At 51.7% G+C, this 18,816-nt stretch carries 13 protein-coding genes; 8 read left to right on the top strand and 5 right to left on the bottom strand.

What is annotated here, in order from left to right:
• Positions 1-38 precede the first annotated feature (38 nt).
• Both fbp and mfd read left to right on the top strand, forming a co-directional pair.
• Positions 39-1,073 carry a class 1 fructose-bisphosphatase gene (fbp, locus tag H6585_12620; protein MCB9449174.1) on the top strand — a complete coding sequence of 345 codons (1,035 nt, stop codon included), beginning with the start codon at positions 39-41 and terminating at the stop codon, positions 1,071-1,073.
• A 42-nt stretch (positions 1,074-1,115) separates the two neighbouring features.
• Positions 1,116-4,538, top strand: a complete 3,423-nt coding sequence (gene mfd / locus H6585_12615) for a transcription-repair coupling factor (protein ID MCB9449173.1) — start codon at positions 1,116-1,118, stop codon at positions 4,536-4,538.
• Between the two features lie 70 nt (positions 4,539-4,608).
• Here the strand turns inward: mfd and H6585_12610 are convergent, their stop codons facing one another.
• Positions 4,609-5,850, bottom strand: a complete 1,242-nt coding sequence (locus tag H6585_12610; protein ID MCB9449172.1) for an ABC transporter permease — start codon at positions 5,848-5,850, stop codon at positions 4,609-4,611.
• 126 nt (positions 5,851-5,976) lie between these two features.
• Here H6585_12610 and purH point away from each other — a divergent pair, with 126 nt between their 5' ends.
• The 6 genes from purH to rodA all read left to right on the top strand — a co-directional run bounded on the left by purH (position 5,977) and on the right by rodA (position 13,085).
• Complete coding sequence (gene purH / locus H6585_12605; GenBank protein ID MCB9449171.1) at positions 5,977-7,500, top strand: bifunctional phosphoribosylaminoimidazolecarboxamide formyltransferase/IMP cyclohydrolase; 1,524 nt, start codon at positions 5,977-5,979, stop codon at positions 7,498-7,500.
• Between the two features lie 129 nt (positions 7,501-7,629).
• The gene (locus H6585_12600) at positions 7,630-8,652 is read left to right on the top strand and encodes a rod shape-determining protein (GenBank protein MCB9449170.1); all 1,023 of its coding nucleotides are present in this window, start codon (positions 7,630-7,632) and stop codon (positions 8,650-8,652) included.
• A 27-nt stretch (positions 8,653-8,679) separates the two neighbouring features.
• The gene (gene mreC / locus H6585_12595; GenBank protein MCB9449169.1) at positions 8,680-9,522 is read left to right on the top strand and encodes a rod shape-determining protein MreC; all 843 of its coding nucleotides are present in this window, start codon (positions 8,680-8,682) and stop codon (positions 9,520-9,522) included.
• Positions 9,506-10,018, top strand: coding sequence for a rod shape-determining protein MreD (gene mreD, locus H6585_12590; GenBank protein ID MCB9449168.1), 513 nt, complete (start codon positions 9,506-9,508; stop codon positions 10,016-10,018). Before mreC ends, mreD begins: the two co-directional genes overlap by 17 nt.
• The gene (gene mrdA / locus H6585_12585; GenBank protein ID MCB9449167.1) at positions 10,015-11,823 is read left to right on the top strand and encodes a penicillin-binding protein 2; all 1,809 of its coding nucleotides are present in this window, start codon (positions 10,015-10,017) and stop codon (positions 11,821-11,823) included. Before mreD ends, mrdA begins: the two co-directional genes overlap by 4 nt.
• Complete coding sequence (gene rodA, locus H6585_12580; protein MCB9449166.1) at positions 11,823-13,085, top strand: rod shape-determining protein RodA; 1,263 nt, start codon at positions 11,823-11,825, stop codon at positions 13,083-13,085. The genes mrdA and rodA overlap by 1 nt, the downstream gene beginning before the upstream one ends.
• Before the next feature lie 145 nt (positions 13,086-13,230).
• Here rodA and H6585_12575 read toward each other — a convergent pair whose 3' ends face one another.
• From H6585_12575 to H6585_12560, 4 genes are all read right to left on the bottom strand, one after another.
• Complete coding sequence (locus H6585_12575; protein ID MCB9449165.1) at positions 13,231-15,339, bottom strand: SurA N-terminal domain-containing protein; 2,109 nt, start codon at positions 15,337-15,339, stop codon at positions 13,231-13,233.
• Positions 15,340-15,423: 84 nt separating this feature from the next.
• Positions 15,424-16,677 carry an HlyC/CorC family transporter gene (locus H6585_12570; GenBank protein ID MCB9449164.1) on the bottom strand — a complete coding sequence of 418 codons (1,254 nt, stop codon included), beginning with the start codon at positions 16,675-16,677 and terminating at the stop codon, positions 15,424-15,426.
• A 222-nt stretch (positions 16,678-16,899) separates the two neighbouring features.
• The gene (lptC, locus tag H6585_12565) at positions 16,900-17,403 is read right to left on the bottom strand and encodes an LPS export ABC transporter periplasmic protein LptC (protein ID MCB9449163.1); all 504 of its coding nucleotides are present in this window, start codon (positions 17,401-17,403) and stop codon (positions 16,900-16,902) included.
• 86 nt (positions 17,404-17,489) lie between these two features.
• Positions 17,490-18,815: a hypothetical protein gene (locus H6585_12560; protein MCB9449162.1), complete on the bottom strand. Its 1,326-nt coding sequence runs from the start codon at positions 18,813-18,815 to the stop codon at positions 17,490-17,492.
• Between the last annotated feature and the right edge of the window lies 1 nt (position 18,816).

Here is an 18,816-nt window from a genome sequence, read left to right as displayed (position 1 = left end):
ATTCCGATATTAGCAACAAAATAAAGCATTTCCAAAACATGGTTGGTTTAAAAAAAGACAAACACGTGACCACACTGGGCGAGTTCATCATTGAACGCCAGGCTGAATTTCCATATTCAAGGGGAGAGCTTTCCCGTCTCCTCAGTGACATCGCCATTGCGGCGAAAGTGGTCAACCGGGAGGTGAACAAGGCGGGTCTCGTTGACATCCTCGGCGAGGCGGGCGTAACCAATGTGCAGGGTGAAGAGGTGAAGAAGCTGGATGTTTTCGCCAACGAACAGTTCATTGCGGCGTTGCAGTCGGGCGGTGAATGTTGCGCAGTGGCATCCGAAGAGAACGAGGAATTCATCCCGTTCGACAACAAAATCTCTGAAAACGCCAAATACGTGGTGGCCTTCGATCCCCTCGACGGCTCGTCCAACATTGATGTGAATGTATCCATCGGCACCATCTTTTCCATTTACAGGCGTGTAAGCCTGTCGGGACCGGGTACGCTGGAAGATTTCCTTCAACCGGGCACCGAACAGGTGGCGGCCGGATACATCATTTACGGTTCATCCACCATGATGGTATACACCACCGGCAAAGGCGTCAACGGTTTTACACTTGATCCTTCCATCGGTGAGTTCTGCCTGTCGCACCCCAACCTGCAGATCCCCAAAAACGGCAAGATCTATTCCATCAATGAAGGCAACTATGTGCATTTCCCCGATGGCGTGAAGTCGTTCATCAAATATTGCCAGGAAGACCACAAGGAATCCAACAGGCCGTATTCGTCCCGTTATATCGGATCACTGGTGGCCGATTTCCACCGCAACCTGATCAAGGGTGGGATCTTCCTGTATCCGTCCACATCCAAAGATCCGAAAGGAAAGCTGCGTTTGCTTTACGAGTGCAATCCCCTCGCCTTCATCGCCGAGCAGGCAGGTGGCAGGGCTACAGACGGTTTCAAGCGGATACTCGAAACCCAACCCACGGACATCCATCAGCGCATTCCATATTTCGTCGGTTCCGAACAGCTTGTGGAAGTGGCCGAATCATTCATGACTTCGCACAAGAAAGTGCCGGCATAATCGCCCGGTGTAGGAAGAAGGGTGGAAGCGAAAACAACTTCATTGGATCAACTTGAGGAGAGCTTTGCAGGCGCTGCCCAGGTACAACAACTGAAAAATGTTCTTTCCGGCTCACCCCGCGCCCGGGTACAACTGAAAGGGCTTGTGGGTTCAGCCCTGTCGTTTTATGCCGCACAGGTGGTACACGACAAGGGAGGTGCACATTTCTTTGTGCTCAACGACAAAGAAGAGGCCGCCTACTTCTTCAACGACCTGCAAACCTTGTTGGGTGAGAAAAACGTATTGTTTCTGCCCGAATCGTACCGCCAATATTATGGCGCCCGCATCAACAGCAACATCATCATCAGAAATGAAGCACTCGAACGTCTCAGCAAATCCCTGAAACGCGGTTGGGCGCTGGTCACATTCCCGGAAGCCCTGGCCGAATTGGTATGGTCAGGCAAAAAGATGCGTGAAAAGCGCATTGATCTGACGGTGAATATGGAGGCTGATATGGAAGACCTCCGTACCCGTTTGTACGGCTTCGGGTTTGAGGCGGTGGATTTCGTTTACGAACCCGGCCAGTTTTCCATTCGTGGCGGCATCATCGATATCTATACCTACCACCAGGAGTTTCCTTTCAGGATCGAATGGATCGGGGATCAGATCGCATCCCTGCGCACATTTGAACCCGACACGCAATTGTCGGTTTCCATGCTTGATCATCTGTCCATCCTGCCCAACCTGCACGACCAGGAAGATGAAAAAGTACCTGTTGTTTCCCTTCCGGATCAAGATGCCGTTCTATGGGTAAAAGATGCCATGCTGGTGCGTGACCGTGTGGAAGAAGAACGCGTCCGTTGCGCCAAGGCTTACGATGCATTGGAAGATAAGTCCCAGCAACCGCCCCCCGACCGTTTGCTGGTGGCACCTGAAGACCTGCTCCAGGGCATGCTGGAATATGCCACCGTGGAGTTCGGCCGCATGCCCCTTTTCGGTGATGGTGAAACGATCACCTTCCACACCCGGCCGCAGCCTTCTTTCAATAAAAACTTCGAATTGTTGTCGGCTGACCTGGCTGCCAACAACGACAAGCAATACCAGAACTTCATTTTTGCAGATCACCCCAAGCAGATAGAAAGGTTGTATGCCATCCTGGAAGACCTGGGTGCCCGTGTCCAGGGGGATCTGTCATTTACCCCTTTTGCCAAATCACTGCATGAAGGTTTTGTGGATGATGACCTGAAACTGGCGGTGTACACCGATCACCAGATCTTCAACCGCTACCACAAGTTCAGGCTGCGCACCGGGTTCACCGGCGGACAGGCGCTCACGCTCAAGGAACTGTACGACCTCAAACCGGGTGATTATGTCACCCACATCGATCATGGTGTGGGGCGTTTCGACGGACTTGAGACGATTGACGTGAATGGCAAGAAACAGGAAGCGGTGAGGTTGACTTATCAGGATAAAGACATCCTCTACGTAAGCATCCACTCGCTTCACCGCATCATGCGGTTTTCCGGGAAAGATGGTGTGCCTCCCAAGGTGAACAAGCTCGGATCCAAGGCATGGGCCAACCTCAAACAAAAGACCAAGAAGAAGGTCAAGGACATCGCCAAAGACCTCATTGCCCTGTATGCCAAACGCAAGGCCAAACAGGGATTTGCCTTCACACCCGATACTTACCTGCAACATGAACTGGAGGCCTCCTTCCTCTATGAAGACACCCCTGACCAGGAAAAGGCTACGGCAGACGTAAAAAAGGACATGGAGCAATCCACCCCCATGGACAGGCTGATCTGCGGAGACGTGGGCTTCGGTAAAACCGAGATCGCCATCCGTGCCGCATTCAAGGCTGTGGCCGACAGCAAGCAGGTGGCCATCCTGGCACCAACAACCATCCTTACCATGCAGCACGCGAAAACATTCCGGGAACGCCTGAAGGATTTTCCCTGCACGGTGGATTACATCAACCGCTTCCGGTCGTCTGCCCAGCAAAAGGAAACCCTGAAGAAGCTGGAGGAAGGAAAGATCGATATCATCATCGGTACACACCGATTGCTGAGCAAAGACGTGAAGTTCAAAGACCTCGGGTTGCTCATCATCGATGAAGAACAGAAATTCGGTGTGTCGGCCAAGGAAAAACTGAAAGCCATGCGGGCCGAAGTGGATACACTTACGCTCACGGCTACCCCCATCCCGCGTACCCTGCACTTCTCACTGATGGGCGCCAGAGACCTGAGCGTGATCAACACACCGCCCCCCAACAGGTACCCGATCCAAACCCAGTTGCACCCGTTCAATGAGTCGGTCATTGGAGAAGCCGTTGACTATGAGCTGTCGCGGGGCGGACAAGTGTTCTTTGTACACAACCGCGTGAAGAACATCCAGGAAGTGGCCCTGATGGTGGAACGAACTGCTCCCGGTGCACGTGTGGCCGTGGCACACGGACAGATGGAAGGAAAGCAGCTGGAGAAGATCATGGTGGATTTCATCGATGGCAAATACGATGTGCTCGTGGCCACCACCATCATCGAGTCCGGTCTGGATATCCCCAATGCCAATACCATCATCATCAACCAGGCACATATGTACGGACTGAGCGACCTCCACCAGATGCGGGGACGTGTAGGCCGCTCCAACAAGAAAGCCTTTTGTTACCTCCTGGCACCGCCGCTGGTGGGACTGTCAAACGATGCACGCCGGCGCCTGCAGGCCATCGAGGAATTCTCCGACCTGTCGAGTGGTTTCAACATCGCACTGCGTGATATGGACATCCGCGGAGCAGGTAATCTGCTTGGTGCCGAACAAAGCGGGTTCATTTCGGAGATGGGCTTCGAGGCCTATCACCAGGTGCTGGATGAAGCCATCCGCGAACTCAAGCACGAAGAATTCCGTGAACTGTTCAAGGATGAAGAACAGGAGTTGTTTGTGAAAGATTGCCAGATCGAGTCGGACCTGGAGATCCTCATCCCCGATTCCTATGTGAACAAGATCAGTGAACGACTGGCACTTTACAGGGAACTTAACCAGGTGACCGACGAGGCCGGCCTGGAAGTGTTCGAGTCGCAAATGAAAGACCGGTTCGGTCCGCTGCCCGCACCCGTGCTTGACCTGATGGACACCATGCGCTTGAAATGGGTAGGCGCTGCTGTCGGACTGGAAAAGATTTTTCTCAAGAACGAGCGGCTCTTCGGTCATTTCCCTCCGCCTGACATGGAGGTCTTCTATCAGTCCGATCAATTCTCACGCCTGCTCGCTTACATTCAACAGCAAGGTCAGAACATGGCGCTTAAGCAGTCTGAAGACCGGTTGCGGCTGGTGATTCGCGATGTGCACAGTGTGGATCAGGCGCTTTCCCTTCTGCGTGAGATCGAGACCATTGTGCATCATACATCATACAGCAAGAGCATACAGCAACAGCATACAGCAACAGGAGGATCCTCAGGCCTAATCTTCCCGCCGGATAACGGATCTTTGTAAGATGTAAAGTTTCGGTTGTCATGCATACAGTATGCTCTTGCTGTATGCTGTTGCTGTATGCTGTTGCTGTCTACGACCTGATCGCTTCCACTGGGTCCATTCTGGCTGCAGACCATGCCGGGATAATGCCTGCAAGCACACCGATGGTTCCTGACATGACAAGTCCGAGTACGATGTTGCCGACGGTCATGTTCACATCCATTCCCAATGCACCTGAAATAAGTGTTCCGATAAACACCATGCCCAGGCCGAATAAGCCGCCGATGATGCTCAGGGTGATGGCTTCCAGCAGGAACTGGATAAGGATGAAATAGGATTTGGCCCCAAGGGCCTTTTGTATGCCAATGATGTTGGTGCGTTCTTTCACTGAAACGAACATGATGTTGGCGATGCTGATGCCACCCACCAGGATGGAGAAGAAACCGATCAGGAATCCGACGGTGGACATGGTAGTGAAGAAACCGTCGAAGTTCTGGCTCAACATATTGGATTCATTCAATGCAAAATTGTCTTCTTCGCCAGGTTTGATTTTACGGATGGATCGCATCACACCCTGGAGTTCGCTCATCAGTGCGGCATTTGAAACGCCGGGCTTGGCCAGTACCATGATGCGTGGATTCACCTGGTCGGACTTGATGTCGGTGATGTTGCGGGCATAGTTGATGGGGATCACCACGTTGTTGTCGTTTCCGGTGTCGAAGATATTTTCACCTTCTGTTTTAAGCACACCCACCACTTTCAGGTTGCGTCCGAAGAGCTTGATGTTTTTCCCCAGCGGATCACCGAAAGGGAACAACCCTTTCGCAACCGCTCCGCCGAGGATGATCACGTTGCGTCCGGCCGCGGATTCGATCTCTGTAAAATACCTGCCGCTTGAGAATTCGTAAGCTTCGATCCGTTCGGCGGGGTGAGATACGGCGATCACGGAGACCCCTTCCACGCTGCTGTTTCTGTACTTGACGGTTTTCTGACCGCTCGCCTGGAAGGCTACGGCGCTGGCTGCCTGGCAGCGCTTTCTGACCTCGTTGCTTTCCTTGAGGGTAGCTACGGGGCGGTTGAAATATTTCCACCAGGGGTAGTCCGGACCAAAGTTGGTCCAGGGCCATTTCTCAACAAAAATGGTGTTCTGTCCCAACCGGTTAATGCTGCCGCGGATGTTGGATTCCAGCGAATCAATGAAGGTCAGTACGCCGATGATGGAAAGAATGCCGATGGTGACACCGAGCAGCGACAGGAACGTACGCAGTTTGTTCACCCACAAAGCCTGTAGGGCGAACAAGGCACTTTCGGATATCAGACGAAAAAATAACACCGGGTGTTTTTTGCAATATTACAGATTCGCCGGGAGCTGTGGAAACACTGTTTAAAAGTCGGCATGGCGCGCGTTGCAGGCTGGTTGCATGATGCGTAACTTGCATGCCCTCTACAAAACATAGTCATGGAAGAAAAGAAAAAGATCAAGTCGGCCCTGGTTTCGGTTTTCAACAAAGATGGCCTCGAAGGTCCGGTACGCAAACTTCATGCACTCGGTGTGAGGTTATATTCAACGGGTGGTACCCAGAAGTACCTGGAAGACCTGGGATTGCCGGTGACCCCGGTGGAAGACCTGACAAGTTATCCTTCCATTCTTGGCGGGCGTGTGAAAACATTGCACCCGAAGGTATTCGGAGGTATCCTGAGCAGGCGCAATGAGTCGTCGGATGTGGCCCAACTGGCCGAGTATGAGATTCCTGAGATCGACCTGGTGCTGGTGGATCTCTATCCGTTTGAGAAAACAGTGGCTTCAGGTGCTTCGGAGCAAGACATCATTGAAAAGATAGACATAGGAGGGATTTCGCTGATCCGTGCTGCAGCCAAGAATTTCAGGGATGTGCTGATCATTCCTTCGGTGCAGGACTATGAATTCCTGGAAAAACTGTTGGAGAACGGACAGGGCTTCACACTTCTCGAAGAAAGACGCAGGATGGCGGCGCGGGCCTTTGATGTTTCTTCCCATTACGATTCGGCGATCTATCGCTACTTCAGCGGTGATGCCATGCTGTCGTACAAGGAAAGCGCCGGTCCGGCCCATGTGCTGCGTTACGGTGAAAATCCTCACCAGGCCGGTGTGTTCTATGGCAACCTGGAAGGCGTGTTCGAGAAGCTGAACGGGAAAGAGATATCCTACAACAACCTGCTTGATATCGACGCGGCTATGTCTTTGATTGCGGAGTTTGAAGAACCTACCATTGCGGTGCTGAAGCACAACAATGCATGCGGAATTGCCAGTCGCGATACGCTGGCTGATGCCTGGAAAGATGCGCTGGCCGGAGATCCGGTGAGCGCCTTCGGTGGCATCATCGTTTGTAACAGACCGGTGGATGTGGCCACAGCTGAAGAAATGCACAAGCTGTTTTTTGAGGTGTTGATTGCACCTGACTTCACCCCTGAAGTACTAACCCTGCTGACACAAAAGAAGAACAGGATCATCCTTAAAAGCAAAACATTCGACGTACCGTCCAAACTTTCACGCACCATCCTGAACGGATTGCTGGTGCAGGACAGGGATGCCAAGGCCGAATCGAAAGAGGATCTGAAAACGGTCACGAAACGACAACCGACCGCACAGGAGATCAGTGACCTGCTTTTTGCCGTTCGGATCGTTAAGCACACCAAATCCAACGCCATCGTTCTGGTAAAAAACAAACAGCTTCTTGCCAGCGGCGTGGGGCAAACCTCAAGGGTGGATGCCCTGGATCAGGCGGTGAAAAAGGCAGGTCATTTCGGATTTGACCTGAAAGGATCGGTGATGGCATCCGATGCATTCTTTCCTTTTCCCGATTGTGTGGAGATCGCAGACCGTGCGGGTATTCGTACGGTAATTCAGCCGGGCGGATCGGTGAAAGATCAGGATTCGGTGGATTATTGTGATGCCCATGACATGGCCATGGTGATGACCGGTTTCCGCCATTTCAGACATTGATCGGAGGTTCGGAGGCATGTTTTGACATTGCATTGTTCAAAAAACTTTGCAGAGGTCTGTACAGATTGTTAAAGAAGCATTAACTTTAAGAGATCGAACCAAATTAAAACATCCGTCCGCTAGACCACCATGGGATTATTTGACTTTTTGACGCAGGAAATTGCGATTGATCTGGGAACGGCGAATACCCTCATCCTGTGTCAGGACAAGGTGGTGGTAGATGAGCCGTCGATCGTTGCAATGGACCGGATCTCCGGCCGCGTGATTGCCGTTGGCAAGCAGGCCATGCAGATGCACGGTAAAACCCACGAGAACATAAAAACGATCCGTCCGCTGAAAGATGGAGTGATCGCAGACTTCCATGCTGCCGAACACATGATCCGCGGAATGATCAAAATGATCAACAGGAAAAGCAAGTTGTTCAAGCCCACTTTGCGAATGGTGATCTGTATCCCGTCGGGCATCACCGAAGTGGAAAAACGTGCCGTACGTGACTCCGCCGAACACGCGGATGCCAAGGAAGTATACCTGATCCACGAACCCATGGCCGCAGCCATCGGGATGGGGATTGACGTGGAAGAACCCAACGGCAACATGGTGATTGATATCGGCGGAGGTACCAGCGAGATTGCGGTGATCGCGTTGGGTGGTATCGTTTGCGACAAATCCATCCGTGTGGCGGGAGATGATTTCACCAGCGACATAGAAGATTACATGCGCAGGCAGCACAACATCCTCATCGGGGAACGTTCCGCCGAACGCATCAAGATAGAAGTGGGAGCAGCACTGACCGAGATCGACAACCCGCCGCCGGATTTCGCGGTGCATGGCCGTGACCTGATGACGGGCATCCCCAAGGAGATCTCCGTTTCATACGTGGAGATCGCACATGCATTGGACAAGTCGATTTCGAAGATCGAGGAGGCGATCCTGAATGCTTTGGAGATGACACCGCCTGAACTTTCAGCCGACATCTACCGCACCGGCATTTACCTTGCCGGAGGAGGCGCCTTGTTGCGCGGACTTGACAAAAGGATTTCAATGAAAACCAAATTACCGGTTCATATTGCCGAAGATCCACTTCGTGCTGTGGCCAGGGGAACCGGCATCGCTTTGAAAAACGTGCACAAGTTCCCCTTCCTGATTCGGTAATTCCGGACATAAAAGGAAAACAGGAACATGAGGGCATTGCTCAACTTCATACTGCGCAATCATTTTTTCTTTGTCTTCCTGTCGCTGATGATGGTGTCTTTCTGGATGCTTATCGAACAAAATTCATTTCAGCGGGCTGCCTTCATCAACTCCTCCAACAGCGTGACCGGTGGCGTGTATGGCACCTGGACCAACATCACCTCTTACTTTTATCTGAGTGAGGACATCCGCATGCTGCAGGAAGAAAATGCAAGACTCAGATCCCTGGTACAAATGGGGAAGGGAATAAATGAAGAGGCACCGGTGACCGTGATCGACTCGGCTTCCGGTTTCCAATACATATACCAGCCCGCAACGGTTGTGTCGAACAGCCTGAACCAACGCAGCAATTTCATGACCCTTTCGGTGGGCAGCGACGAAGGTATCGGAGAAGACATGGGTGTGGTTAACTCGAAAGGCATTGTGGGCATTGTCAAAAGTGTATCCGGACACTACGCTGCGGCCATGTCTATGCTGCACAAAGACACCAAGATCAGCGCCAGGTTCAAGCGAACCGGGTACATAGGTGTGGTGCAGTGGAACGGAGAGGATCCACAAATATTCACCATGGTGGATGTGCCGTTGCCCGCAGAAATACAGAAGGGAGATACGGTGGTCACCAGCGGCGCTTCGGCCATCTTTCCCAAAGGCCTGATGGTGGGAACCGTGCTTGAACACGAGGTAATCCCCGGTGATAATTTTTACACGGTAACCGTCAGGTCTGCTGTTGACTTCGGCAACCTGTCGCACGTCTATATCGTCCGGAACCTGCATCAGGAAGAGCAGCTTCAATTGCAGCAAAGTGTGATCAACAGTGAAGACACTCGTTAACCATATCGTCCGTTTCATCGGGTTGATTCTGTTGCAGGTGTTGGTGCTCAACCACATCGGTTTCCTGGGAAGGTTCACGCCATACCTGTACCTATACATCCTGCTGGTGCTTCCGATGGACATGAACAGGAGTGTGGTGTTGCTGCTGGCATTTTGCACCGGGATGGTGATGGATATCTTTAGCAACACCGCAGGGATGCACACCTCGGCTTGCCTGCTGCTGGCCTTTATTCGCCCGGCAGTACTTGGCTACCAGAACAGCAGGGAGCAATTCGAAGGTACGCGTCCCGGCATCATCACCCTCGGATTGAAAGGCTTCGTTTCGTATGTGATGATTCTTGTGCTCGTGCATCACATCCTCCTTTTGTGGTTGGAGGTGTTCACATGGACAGGTGTTTTTTCCATCCTGTTTCGGGCACTGTTCAATGCCCTGCTCACCGGCGGATTGATCATTGCCGTTGAGGTGATCTTTGCCAAATCCCCCGTAAGACGATGAGACCGCAGTCAACCAAAATGCTGGTTGTGGCTGCCATATTCATCGTAGCATCCCTGATTCTGCTGGCAAGGTTGTTTTACATCCAGGTGCTGGACGACCAGTACAAGCTGTATGCGAATGACAACGTGCTGAGGTATGTAACGGTGTATCCTGCGCGCGGACTTCTGTACGACAGGCACGGAGACCTGCTCGCCTTCAATGAACCTGCGTATGACCTGATGGTCATTCCCCGCCAGGTGAAGGAAATGGATACGGCCGACTTCTGTCAACTGGTGGGTATTTCCATGGACGATTTCCGGCTTCGCATGCAAGCGGCGAAACATTACTCGTATTACAAGGCATCGGTGTTTGAAAAGAACATCCTGTCGGTGCCCAGCGGTATCATCCGCGAAAAGCAATATAAATTCCCCGGTTTCTACCTGCAGCAACGCACGCTGCGCACCTATCCGGATTCTATCGCCGCACACCTGCTGGGTTATGTGGGTGAGGTGGATGATGCGAGGATCAAAAAGGACCCCTACTACAAACCCGGTGATTACATCGGCATCAGCGGCCTGGAAAAAACCTATGAGCGGGAACTCCGCGGCCAGCGTGGCACGCGCATCATGATGGTGGATGTTCACAACCGCATCGTGGGGAGTTTTGAGAACGGTGCGTTTGATACGTTGTCTGTTCCCGGCAAAAACCTATATACCACGTTGGATGCGCAGTTGCAGGCATACGGGGAGAAACTCATGGCGAATAAGATGGGCAGCATCGTGGCCATCGAACCTTCCACGGGAGAAATCCTGGCCCTTGTCACCGCGCCTTCTTATGATCCTAACCTGCTGGTGGGCCAGAAACGCGCCACCAATTACAGCAAGCTCGCCCACGACAGCCTGAAACCTTTGTTCAACCGTGCCACCATGGCCGGGTATCCTCCCGGGTCTACTTTCAAGGTGATCAACGCCCTGGTGGGTATGCAGGAGGGTGTACTTTTTACATCCACCACCTATCCCTGTCAGCGAGGCTACCATTTCGGTGGACTCACCGTGGGATGTCATGCACATGCCAGTCCGCTCAACCTCATTCAATCCATTCAGCAATCCTGCAATTCCTATTACTGCCATGTGTTCCGCTCCATCATCGATCCTTACAAAACAACCGAGGAGGGTTTCCAGGCATGGCGCAAACACGTGACCAGTTTCGGCCTCGGTTCGCGACTGGGAACTGATCTTGATCAGGACTTGCCTGGCTTTGTGCCCACCGTGGAGTACTATGACAAGTATCACCACAAAGGCGGATGGAAGTCGCTCACCATCATTTCACTGGCCATCGGGCAGGGGGAATTGCTGGTAACGCCCATGCAGATGGCCAACATGTGTGCGACCATTGCCAACCGGGGTTATTATTATGTACCGCACGTGGTGCGAAGAATTGACGATGAGAAGGATATCAACCCGGAATACCACGCCAAACACCTTACCACCGTCGACTCCAAATACTTTGATATCGCCGTTGAAGGTATGGCAAAAGTGGTGGAGTCCGGTACCGGTAGAGGTGCAGCGATCAAGGACATTGCGGTTTGCGGTAAAACCGGAACAGCACAAAATCCACATGGAAAGGATCATTCCATCTTCATGGCATTCGCACCGATGGACGATCCCAAGATTGCCATTGCGGTGTATGTGGAGAACGCCGGCTTTGGCTCAAGCTGGGCGGCGCCCATCGCTGGCCTGATGATAGAAAAGTATCTCAAGGGAGTGGTAGCCAGAACCGATGTTGAAAAGAAAATGATGGAAACAACACCTTTAAACCAACCCTGATGCGCGGACAGAAAGGCATATGGAACGGATTGGACGGGTGGCTGTTGCTGATTTACATCGTGCTCGTGCTGATGGGATGGCTGAACATATACGCAGCCGTGTATGATGAAACGCACGCCAGCATCCTGGATACGTCCAGGAACTATGGCAAACAGCTGATCTGGATCGGCACGGCGCTGGTCATTGCCCTGGTGATTCTTCTGATCGATAGCAAGTTTTGGGAATCATTTTCCTACGTGATATACGGGTTCACGCTATTCACTTTGGTGGCTGTGTTGTTGTTCGGCAGGGAAGTGGCGGGTTCCAGGTCGTGGTTTGAAATAGGCTCATTCCGCCTGCAACCTGCTGAATTCGCCAAGTTCGCCACGGCATTGGCATTGGGCAGATACCTGGCCGGGTTTGAGACCAAGATGGAGCATATGGGGACCAAAATGTGGTCGGCGGTGCTCATCATGGCGCCTGCTGCATTGATCCTGCTTCAGGGTGATGCGGGATCATCGCTGGTATATGCAGCGTTTGTATTGGTGCTTTTCCGGGAAGGATTGTCCGGTAAGTTTCTGATCCTGGGTGTGGGTGTCGCAGTTTTGTTTATCCTGGCCTTGCTGATCGATAAGCTCATATTGGTTGGCATATTTGCCGGTATCACGCTGTTGCTGGTTTGGCTGGTGCGGAAATCAAAGCTGGAGATCCTGGTGGTAATTGCCGGTTTCCTGATGTCATCTGCGGTGGTTTACAGCGTTGATTACGTATTCGATCATGTACTGGCACAGCACCAGAAAACACGCATCAACGTGCTGCTGGGTAAAGAACTGGATGCCAAGGGTGCGGGCTACAACGTAAATCAGAGCAAGATTGCCATCGGTTCGGGCGGGCTTGCCGGCAAAGGGTTCAAACGAGGTACGCAAACCAAGTACAACTTTGTTCCGGAGCAAAGCACCGACTTCATCTTCTGTACGGTGGGCGAGGAGTGGGGCTTCCTGGGCAGCTTCGTGGTCATCAGCTTGTTTCTGGTCATGTTGTTGCGGATCCTCTTTATAGCCGAGCGACAGCGGTCGCGGTTCAGTCGTGTATACGGATATGGGGTGGCGGCCATCCTGTTTTTCCACTTTCTTGTGAACATCGGCATGACCATAGGTCTGGCACCGGTGATAGGTATTCCTATGCCTTTCTTCAGTTATGGCGGTTCATCGCTATGGGGGTTCACCATCCTGCTGTTCATCTTTATTAAGCTGGATTCAGTGAGGATGGAGATACTGGGGTAGGACAGCAACAGCAAGAGCATACAGCAACAGCATACAGAGGCGTACGTGCAGAAAAAAAGCATACGGGTCATCCTGTATGCTCTTTTTATGGTATTCAGCAGGTTTACTGCAGACTGTATGCAGTATGCTGTTGCAGTATGCTCTATTACTGAAACTTCGTGCGGTGATCGTGTACGTCGGCCTGATCGATCAGGGCGCCGAGTACTTCACCATTCACCCTAGATTGCAGGTTGCTGCTCAGGGATGCCTTGGTTCCGGTGAGGTCGGTTTGGGCCTCTGCCGGGGTAGCGGATTGAACGGTGATCACATATACACCGGAATTGCCCTTGATGGGTTTTGAGAGCTGATTGGGCTGTAGTGCGAAAGCGGTTCCTATTACGGCGGGTTCCATACCCAAGCCGGTAACGAAAGACGCACCGAATGAGAAATTGTCGACAGGTTTGGCAGTTTCCTGCAGGGCCACGGCCACCGATTGGATGTCGGCATTGCCGCCGGTTACTTTATTGAAGTCGGCCATGAGTTGTTCGGCTTTCTTTTCCTTTTTTGCGAGCAACTCAAGTTCGAGTTTCTTCTTTTCAATGGGGATGTACCCTCTTTCGAATACCTGCTTCACATAAGCAACCACGAATTTATCGCCGAAAGACATCACGTCGGAGATATCACCTTCGTTGTTATTGAAGATCCAGCGGATCAGTTCACGGGCTGATTCGAGGCCGGTCACATTCCGGTCGCCTGCATGAAGGTTCTCAGCCACACGTTTGGAAAGTGTGTTCGAATTGGCCTGGAATGCTTCGGGTGTGCGACTGGTGCCCGCAAATGCGTTGGCTTTGGCATAAATGTCATTGAAAGTTTCGGTACCCGGGACCACCCTTCTATCTACAAATGCGATCTGCACCTGGGGAACTGCGGGTGTTTGTGCCTGCACATCCGCGATGATGGCACCGAAGGGCATCTTCAGAACGATCAGGCCTTTTGAACCCACTGCGAAGCAGGTGTCTGCAAATTGTTGACCGTAGTACTGCACCTTCTGGTCATATTCGGATACCCAGCCAATGTTGCCGCTGTCGGCTTTGTTGGTTTGATCGTCGGAGTTCTGGAAGGCAACGGTTTTGAAATCGGCACCACCTTTCAGCACCTGCACCAGGCTATCGGCCTTGTTGTGCGCGGCGAGGGTATCTCCCGGCTGTTTGGCCAGGATCAGGATGGTACGGAGCTGGGCGCTGTCAGGGCGCATGCGGCGATCCATCAGTTTGGCCAGTTTGTAGGAGCCGTTCTCGAAGTAGGGGCCTACGATTGTGCCTTTGTCAGCGCTGAAGAATACGGAATCCAGGTTGGCGGCGATTGTTCCTTTCGAATGGTACTCGGCATCGAAAGGTGTATCGGCATTCCGGTTCACGAAAAGGCTGTCGTCTTCGCTGGCGGCCAGTTCGGTCTTCATTTGGCCGATCCATTCTTCCACTTCCGCAGTATCAGCGTGGGAGGGATTTACATCGAACACAACGTATTCGATGGTGCGTTCCTCTTCTTTCTGCCGGTACTCTTCCTTATGTGCGTTGTAGTATGCGGAGATGTCTGCATCAGTCACCTGGATGGTACTGTCAGGGATGCTCTTGAAGGCTTTTTGTACATACACCATGGTTACCTTGGCTGAATTTTCTTCGGCACTGCGTTGGGCCTCGGCGGTGGTGGTGTACAGTCCTTTCTTGATGAGGGTGGTGTACTTGTCGTAATAACGGTCACGGATGATGTCGCGTTCGAAGCTGTTCCACCAGGTCTGGAATTGTTCGTTGTCTTTCTGGCTCTTCATCTGCATCACCACCTGGGCGGCATTGAACTCACCGGTTTGCGGGTTTGAGAAGGCGCGTTTAACCTCAGGGTGAATGTTTTTACCCTGAACCATATCGAATACTTCTTCGGGAGAAACGGCTACACCGGCCTCGCTGAACTGTTGGTCAAGGATGGTTTCACGGATCATGCGGTCCCAGGCCTGGTCGCGCAGGTATGATTCCATTTCACCTTCGGCAGCTTTGCCGGTATAGGCCTCATACGATTTGATCTGTTGGTTGACGTGGTTCAGGTAGTCATCATAGGAAATCTTCTGACCCGCCACCTCCACGATGGTGGTATTATCCGAAGTGAACAGGGATACGCGGGAACTGGCAAGGTCTCCCAGGATAAAGGCCAACAGAGCGCCTCCTACGAAGAATATCAGGAGGACACCCATTCTTTTTCTAATGCTACCAATGACTGCCATGAAATTCAGGTATTGAAAATGAGGTGCGAATATACAATGGATTCTTGAGATTTAAAAGGTGGTGTAAAAGGCTTAACTTACCTTTTATTCCAACACTTTCAGACGGATCAGGTCGATCCTTGAATCGGAGGCTTTCTTGATGGTGAACTGGAGCCGGTCCACCACGATCTCTTCTCCCAGCCGTGGAATGCTTTGGTGGTAGTAGGTGATCATGCCACCAAGGGTCTCATATTCCTCGGAGGTTTTCAGCCCGAGTTGGTACGTATCATTGAGGTAATCGATCTCATGGCGGGCTGAAAACAGGTAGTCGTGATCGCCGATTTTTCTTTCCACCAGTTCTTCAGAATCGTGCTCATCTTCGATCTCTCCGAAAATCTCTTCCATGATGTCTTCCATGGTCACCATGCCGGCGGTACCGCCGAACTCATCCACCACCACAGCCACACTTTTGTGTTCACGGATGAATTTTTCCATGAGTTCATTGGCGCGCATGGTTTCCGGCGCGATGATGATGGGCAGGAGGATTGATTTGATGTGTTTCGGACTTTTGAACAGTTCGTAGGAGTGGGTATATCCGATGATGTGATCAATGGAATCCTTGTAGATCAGGATCTTGGAAAGTCCGGTACGGATGAACTGGTGTTTGAGTTCGTCCAGTGCCGAATCGATGGGAAGCGCTACGATTTCTGTCCTGGGAACCATGCATTCCCTCACTTTCACATTGGTGAAATCCAGTGCATTCTTGAAAATCTGGATTTCGGGGTCCATATTTTCACCGGTATTGGGGCCGGTTGTGGCAAGGTGGAGGTAGTGGTCGAGGTCGGTTTTCCCGAAAACGGGGTGTTGGTCGGTGATGGCGATACCGAAAATGTGTTTGAGGATGAATTCGGCCATACCGATGATCACCCATACGAGCACAAACATGAGGTGGTAAATGATCCACAGTGGGATGGCGAAGGTGCTCAGGATGGCGTTGGGGTTGATCCGGAAAAGCACTTTGGGCAGGAATTCAGCGGTGAAAAGCACCAGTAAGGTGGAGAGAATGGTTTGGGCCACCATCACCGCACCGTCGGTGGCAAGGTAGTCGCGAAGCGGTGGCTCCAGCAGTTTTGCCATGTAAATACCATAGAAAACCAGCGACACATTGTTTCCGATCAGGAGTGCGCCGATGAAGCGAGACGGGTGTCTTGTCAGGTAGGAAAGGAGCTTTGCGGAAAGCATGCCTTTCTTTCTTTTGAGCTCAAGTTCCAGGCGGTTTGCGGTGATATAGGCAATCTCAATGCCTGAGAAAAAAGCCGAAAAGAAAAGGGAAATGAGAATAACCAGGCCTGTTTCCATAACTTACCTGACAGGCTTGGTAAGGGTCGATTCGGTATCCTCCGACGGTTCCATCTTAATCGTTTCTAGACATCTTCCTTCTGCGCCAAAAAAGCAGACAGGAAAGCAAAGTAAAGATAAAAAAATATAATGCTTGTCGAAGATCTCCTTTTGAGGCTGCCAGTATGGAGGTTCCGAGGCTGATGGCGGCCACAATGATCCATAGCACCTGGTAGATGGTGTTCATGGTGTGGTTTGGGTTGAATCCGTATCCAGGTCGTCCAGCAGAATACTGCCCTGGATGTTGCGAACCTGGAAGTGCCGGAAGTATTGGTCGGCATCCAGTCCTTCCCCCCAGATCACTTCGGTTGCGGTGGTAAGCCGTACCTTTTCATTGGTATGAATCATTCCTTCCTCTTCGTCCCATTCCAGGTATTCGGTATTCAGTTTCTCACCTTTGGTGTTCACCACCACCACATCGTTGCGGGCTTCCATTTTCTTTTCATTGATATTTCGCACGGCGTACCTGGAAGACAGGTTGGCGCTGGGTTCACCGATGGAATCAAAAAACTCCACATGCAATCCAGCAGGAAATTCCAGGCGGGGGTTATCACCCGCGAAGTGGTTCATCACGGGGGCTGTCAGGTGTACCTTGATGGCTGCGGAATCGCTGTAAAGGATGTCGATGTCTTTTGACACCTCCTGTGCCTGTTCTTCTGCCTGCGTGATCAAGTTCACCTTTTCCATGTCATTCTCACAGGCCCAGAACAAAAAAAGAAACGGGATGACACGCCAATGGTGCCAGCCCGTTTGATTCAATGGGATGAATGTCCTCAAAAGCGGACCTTGGTTTTTTCATTGATCCAGCAACCCACCTGTACTTCATCGCCTTCCTTGAGGCCATGGAAGAAGCAGGTTTCGTTGTTGGGAAAGTATTGGCTGTAGCGGCTGATCAGTTTACCGGCTTCGCTTCCACAGGAGGCATCCACTGCGCGTGCTTTGTTCAGGTAGTCGACAGCCACCCAGAACGCCGCTTTCTGCAGACACTCGTTGTCGCCGCATTCACCGGCCGATTGGGCACACCATTCGGCAATGGAGATGTAAGGTTCACCCCAACCACCCCGGATGGAGGCTGCTTTGAGAGCACTGCTTTTTGCTGCTCCGAAGTTTTTCTGCGAGGCTTGACATTTGGCGATGCCCAGCATGTATTTTGATTTTTTCTCGGCATCCTGTTCAAGTTCAACGGCATCTTGCAGGTACTTGATGGCCGTAGAGCAATCACCCTTGGCAATGGATACGCCGGCGATCAGGCTGGCAGAGAATGAAGAGGGTTCCAGGGCGTGAATCTGTTTGGCTACGTCGAAGAACAACTGTGAATCGGTGCATTTCTGCCTGTCAAGCAGGTTGGCCACTTTCTTCAGCCAGTCGATGTTGCCTTTCTTTTCTTCATATTGAGGTTTGAAGATGGCGATCATGGATTCACAATCTGCTATGCCTCCGCAAGTAACAAAGATCTTTTCAACGTTTTCCTGCGCGCTCAGATAACCTTCATCGTTCGGGGTCTTTTTCAGGTTGGCATCAATGATACCGGTTACTTGTTCGAAGACCTCAAGCACCTGTTCTTTGGTAATTTTGTCTTTGTCAAGCATGTCACAGGCCGACTGGAAATAATAGATCAGCGCGGCGGCTTCCGTTTCATTGCCTTCCATACCTACACCTTCAACGAACATAGGAAATGCTTTTTCACTGCTCTTGGTGATGGTGAACATGTCAATTGCCTTGCGGTTCGTCACATATCCTTTTTGCCCGAAGAACTCGATCCGTTGATCGTAGAGACACATCAAAGAGTCGAGCAGCAACTTAAGTTGCGCCTGGTCTTTGGTGTTCCGCATGGCGTTTTTGATCAACGTAGGCCCGTGAATGTAAAGGTTCTTGGAGGAACGGGGGCAGTTCATTACGGCCATTTGCCATGGCTTGTAGGCCATGTCATAGTTCTTCTGTTTGTAATACTCGCCGTACAGCGAAAGGTATTCAACACATTTGGCACTGTCCGCTCCGAATTTTTCTCCGTTGTCTTTCGGCTGGAAGCACTGTGCAGATGCCAGGAGGCTGGAGAAAATCATCACAATTGCCAGCCAGATGTTCTTACATGCTTTCATA

The sequence above is a fragment of the Flavobacteriales bacterium genome (assembly GCA_020635855.1).
GTDB lineage: Bacteria > Bacteroidota > Bacteroidia > JACJYZ01 > JACJYZ01 > JACJYZ01.
Note: the sequence above shows the minus strand (reverse complement) of the source record. Positions and strands in the feature narration are given on the sequence as shown.

Coding starts and splice junctions, on each gene's coding strand:
- H6585_12560 (MCB9449162.1), bottom strand. CDS start 18,815: ATGAAAGCATGTAAGAACATCTGGCTGGCAATTGTGATGATTTTCTCC.
- H6585_12600 (MCB9449170.1), top strand. CDS start 7,630: ATGGGATTATTTGACTTTTTGACGCAGGAAATTGCGATTGATCTGGGA.
- mreC (MCB9449169.1), top strand. CDS start 8,680: ATGAGGGCATTGCTCAACTTCATACTGCGCAATCATTTTTTCTTTGTC.
- rodA (MCB9449166.1), top strand. CDS start 11,823: ATGCGCGGACAGAAAGGCATATGGAACGGATTGGACGGGTGGCTGTTG.
- H6585_12575 (MCB9449165.1), bottom strand. CDS start 15,339: ATGGCAGTCATTGGTAGCATTAGAAAAAGAATGGGTGTCCTCCTGATA.
- H6585_12570 (MCB9449164.1), bottom strand. CDS start 16,677: ATGGAAACAGGCCTGGTTATTCTCATTTCCCTTTTCTTTTCGGCTTTT.
- fbp (MCB9449174.1), top strand. CDS start 39: ATGGTTGGTTTAAAAAAAGACAAACACGTGACCACACTGGGCGAGTTC.
- purH (MCB9449171.1), top strand. CDS start 5,977: ATGGAAGAAAAGAAAAAGATCAAGTCGGCCCTGGTTTCGGTTTTCAAC.
- mrdA (MCB9449167.1), top strand. CDS start 10,015: ATGAGACCGCAGTCAACCAAAATGCTGGTTGTGGCTGCCATATTCATC.
- lptC (MCB9449163.1), bottom strand. CDS start 17,403: ATGGAAAAGGTGAACTTGATCACGCAGGCAGAAGAACAGGCACAGGAG.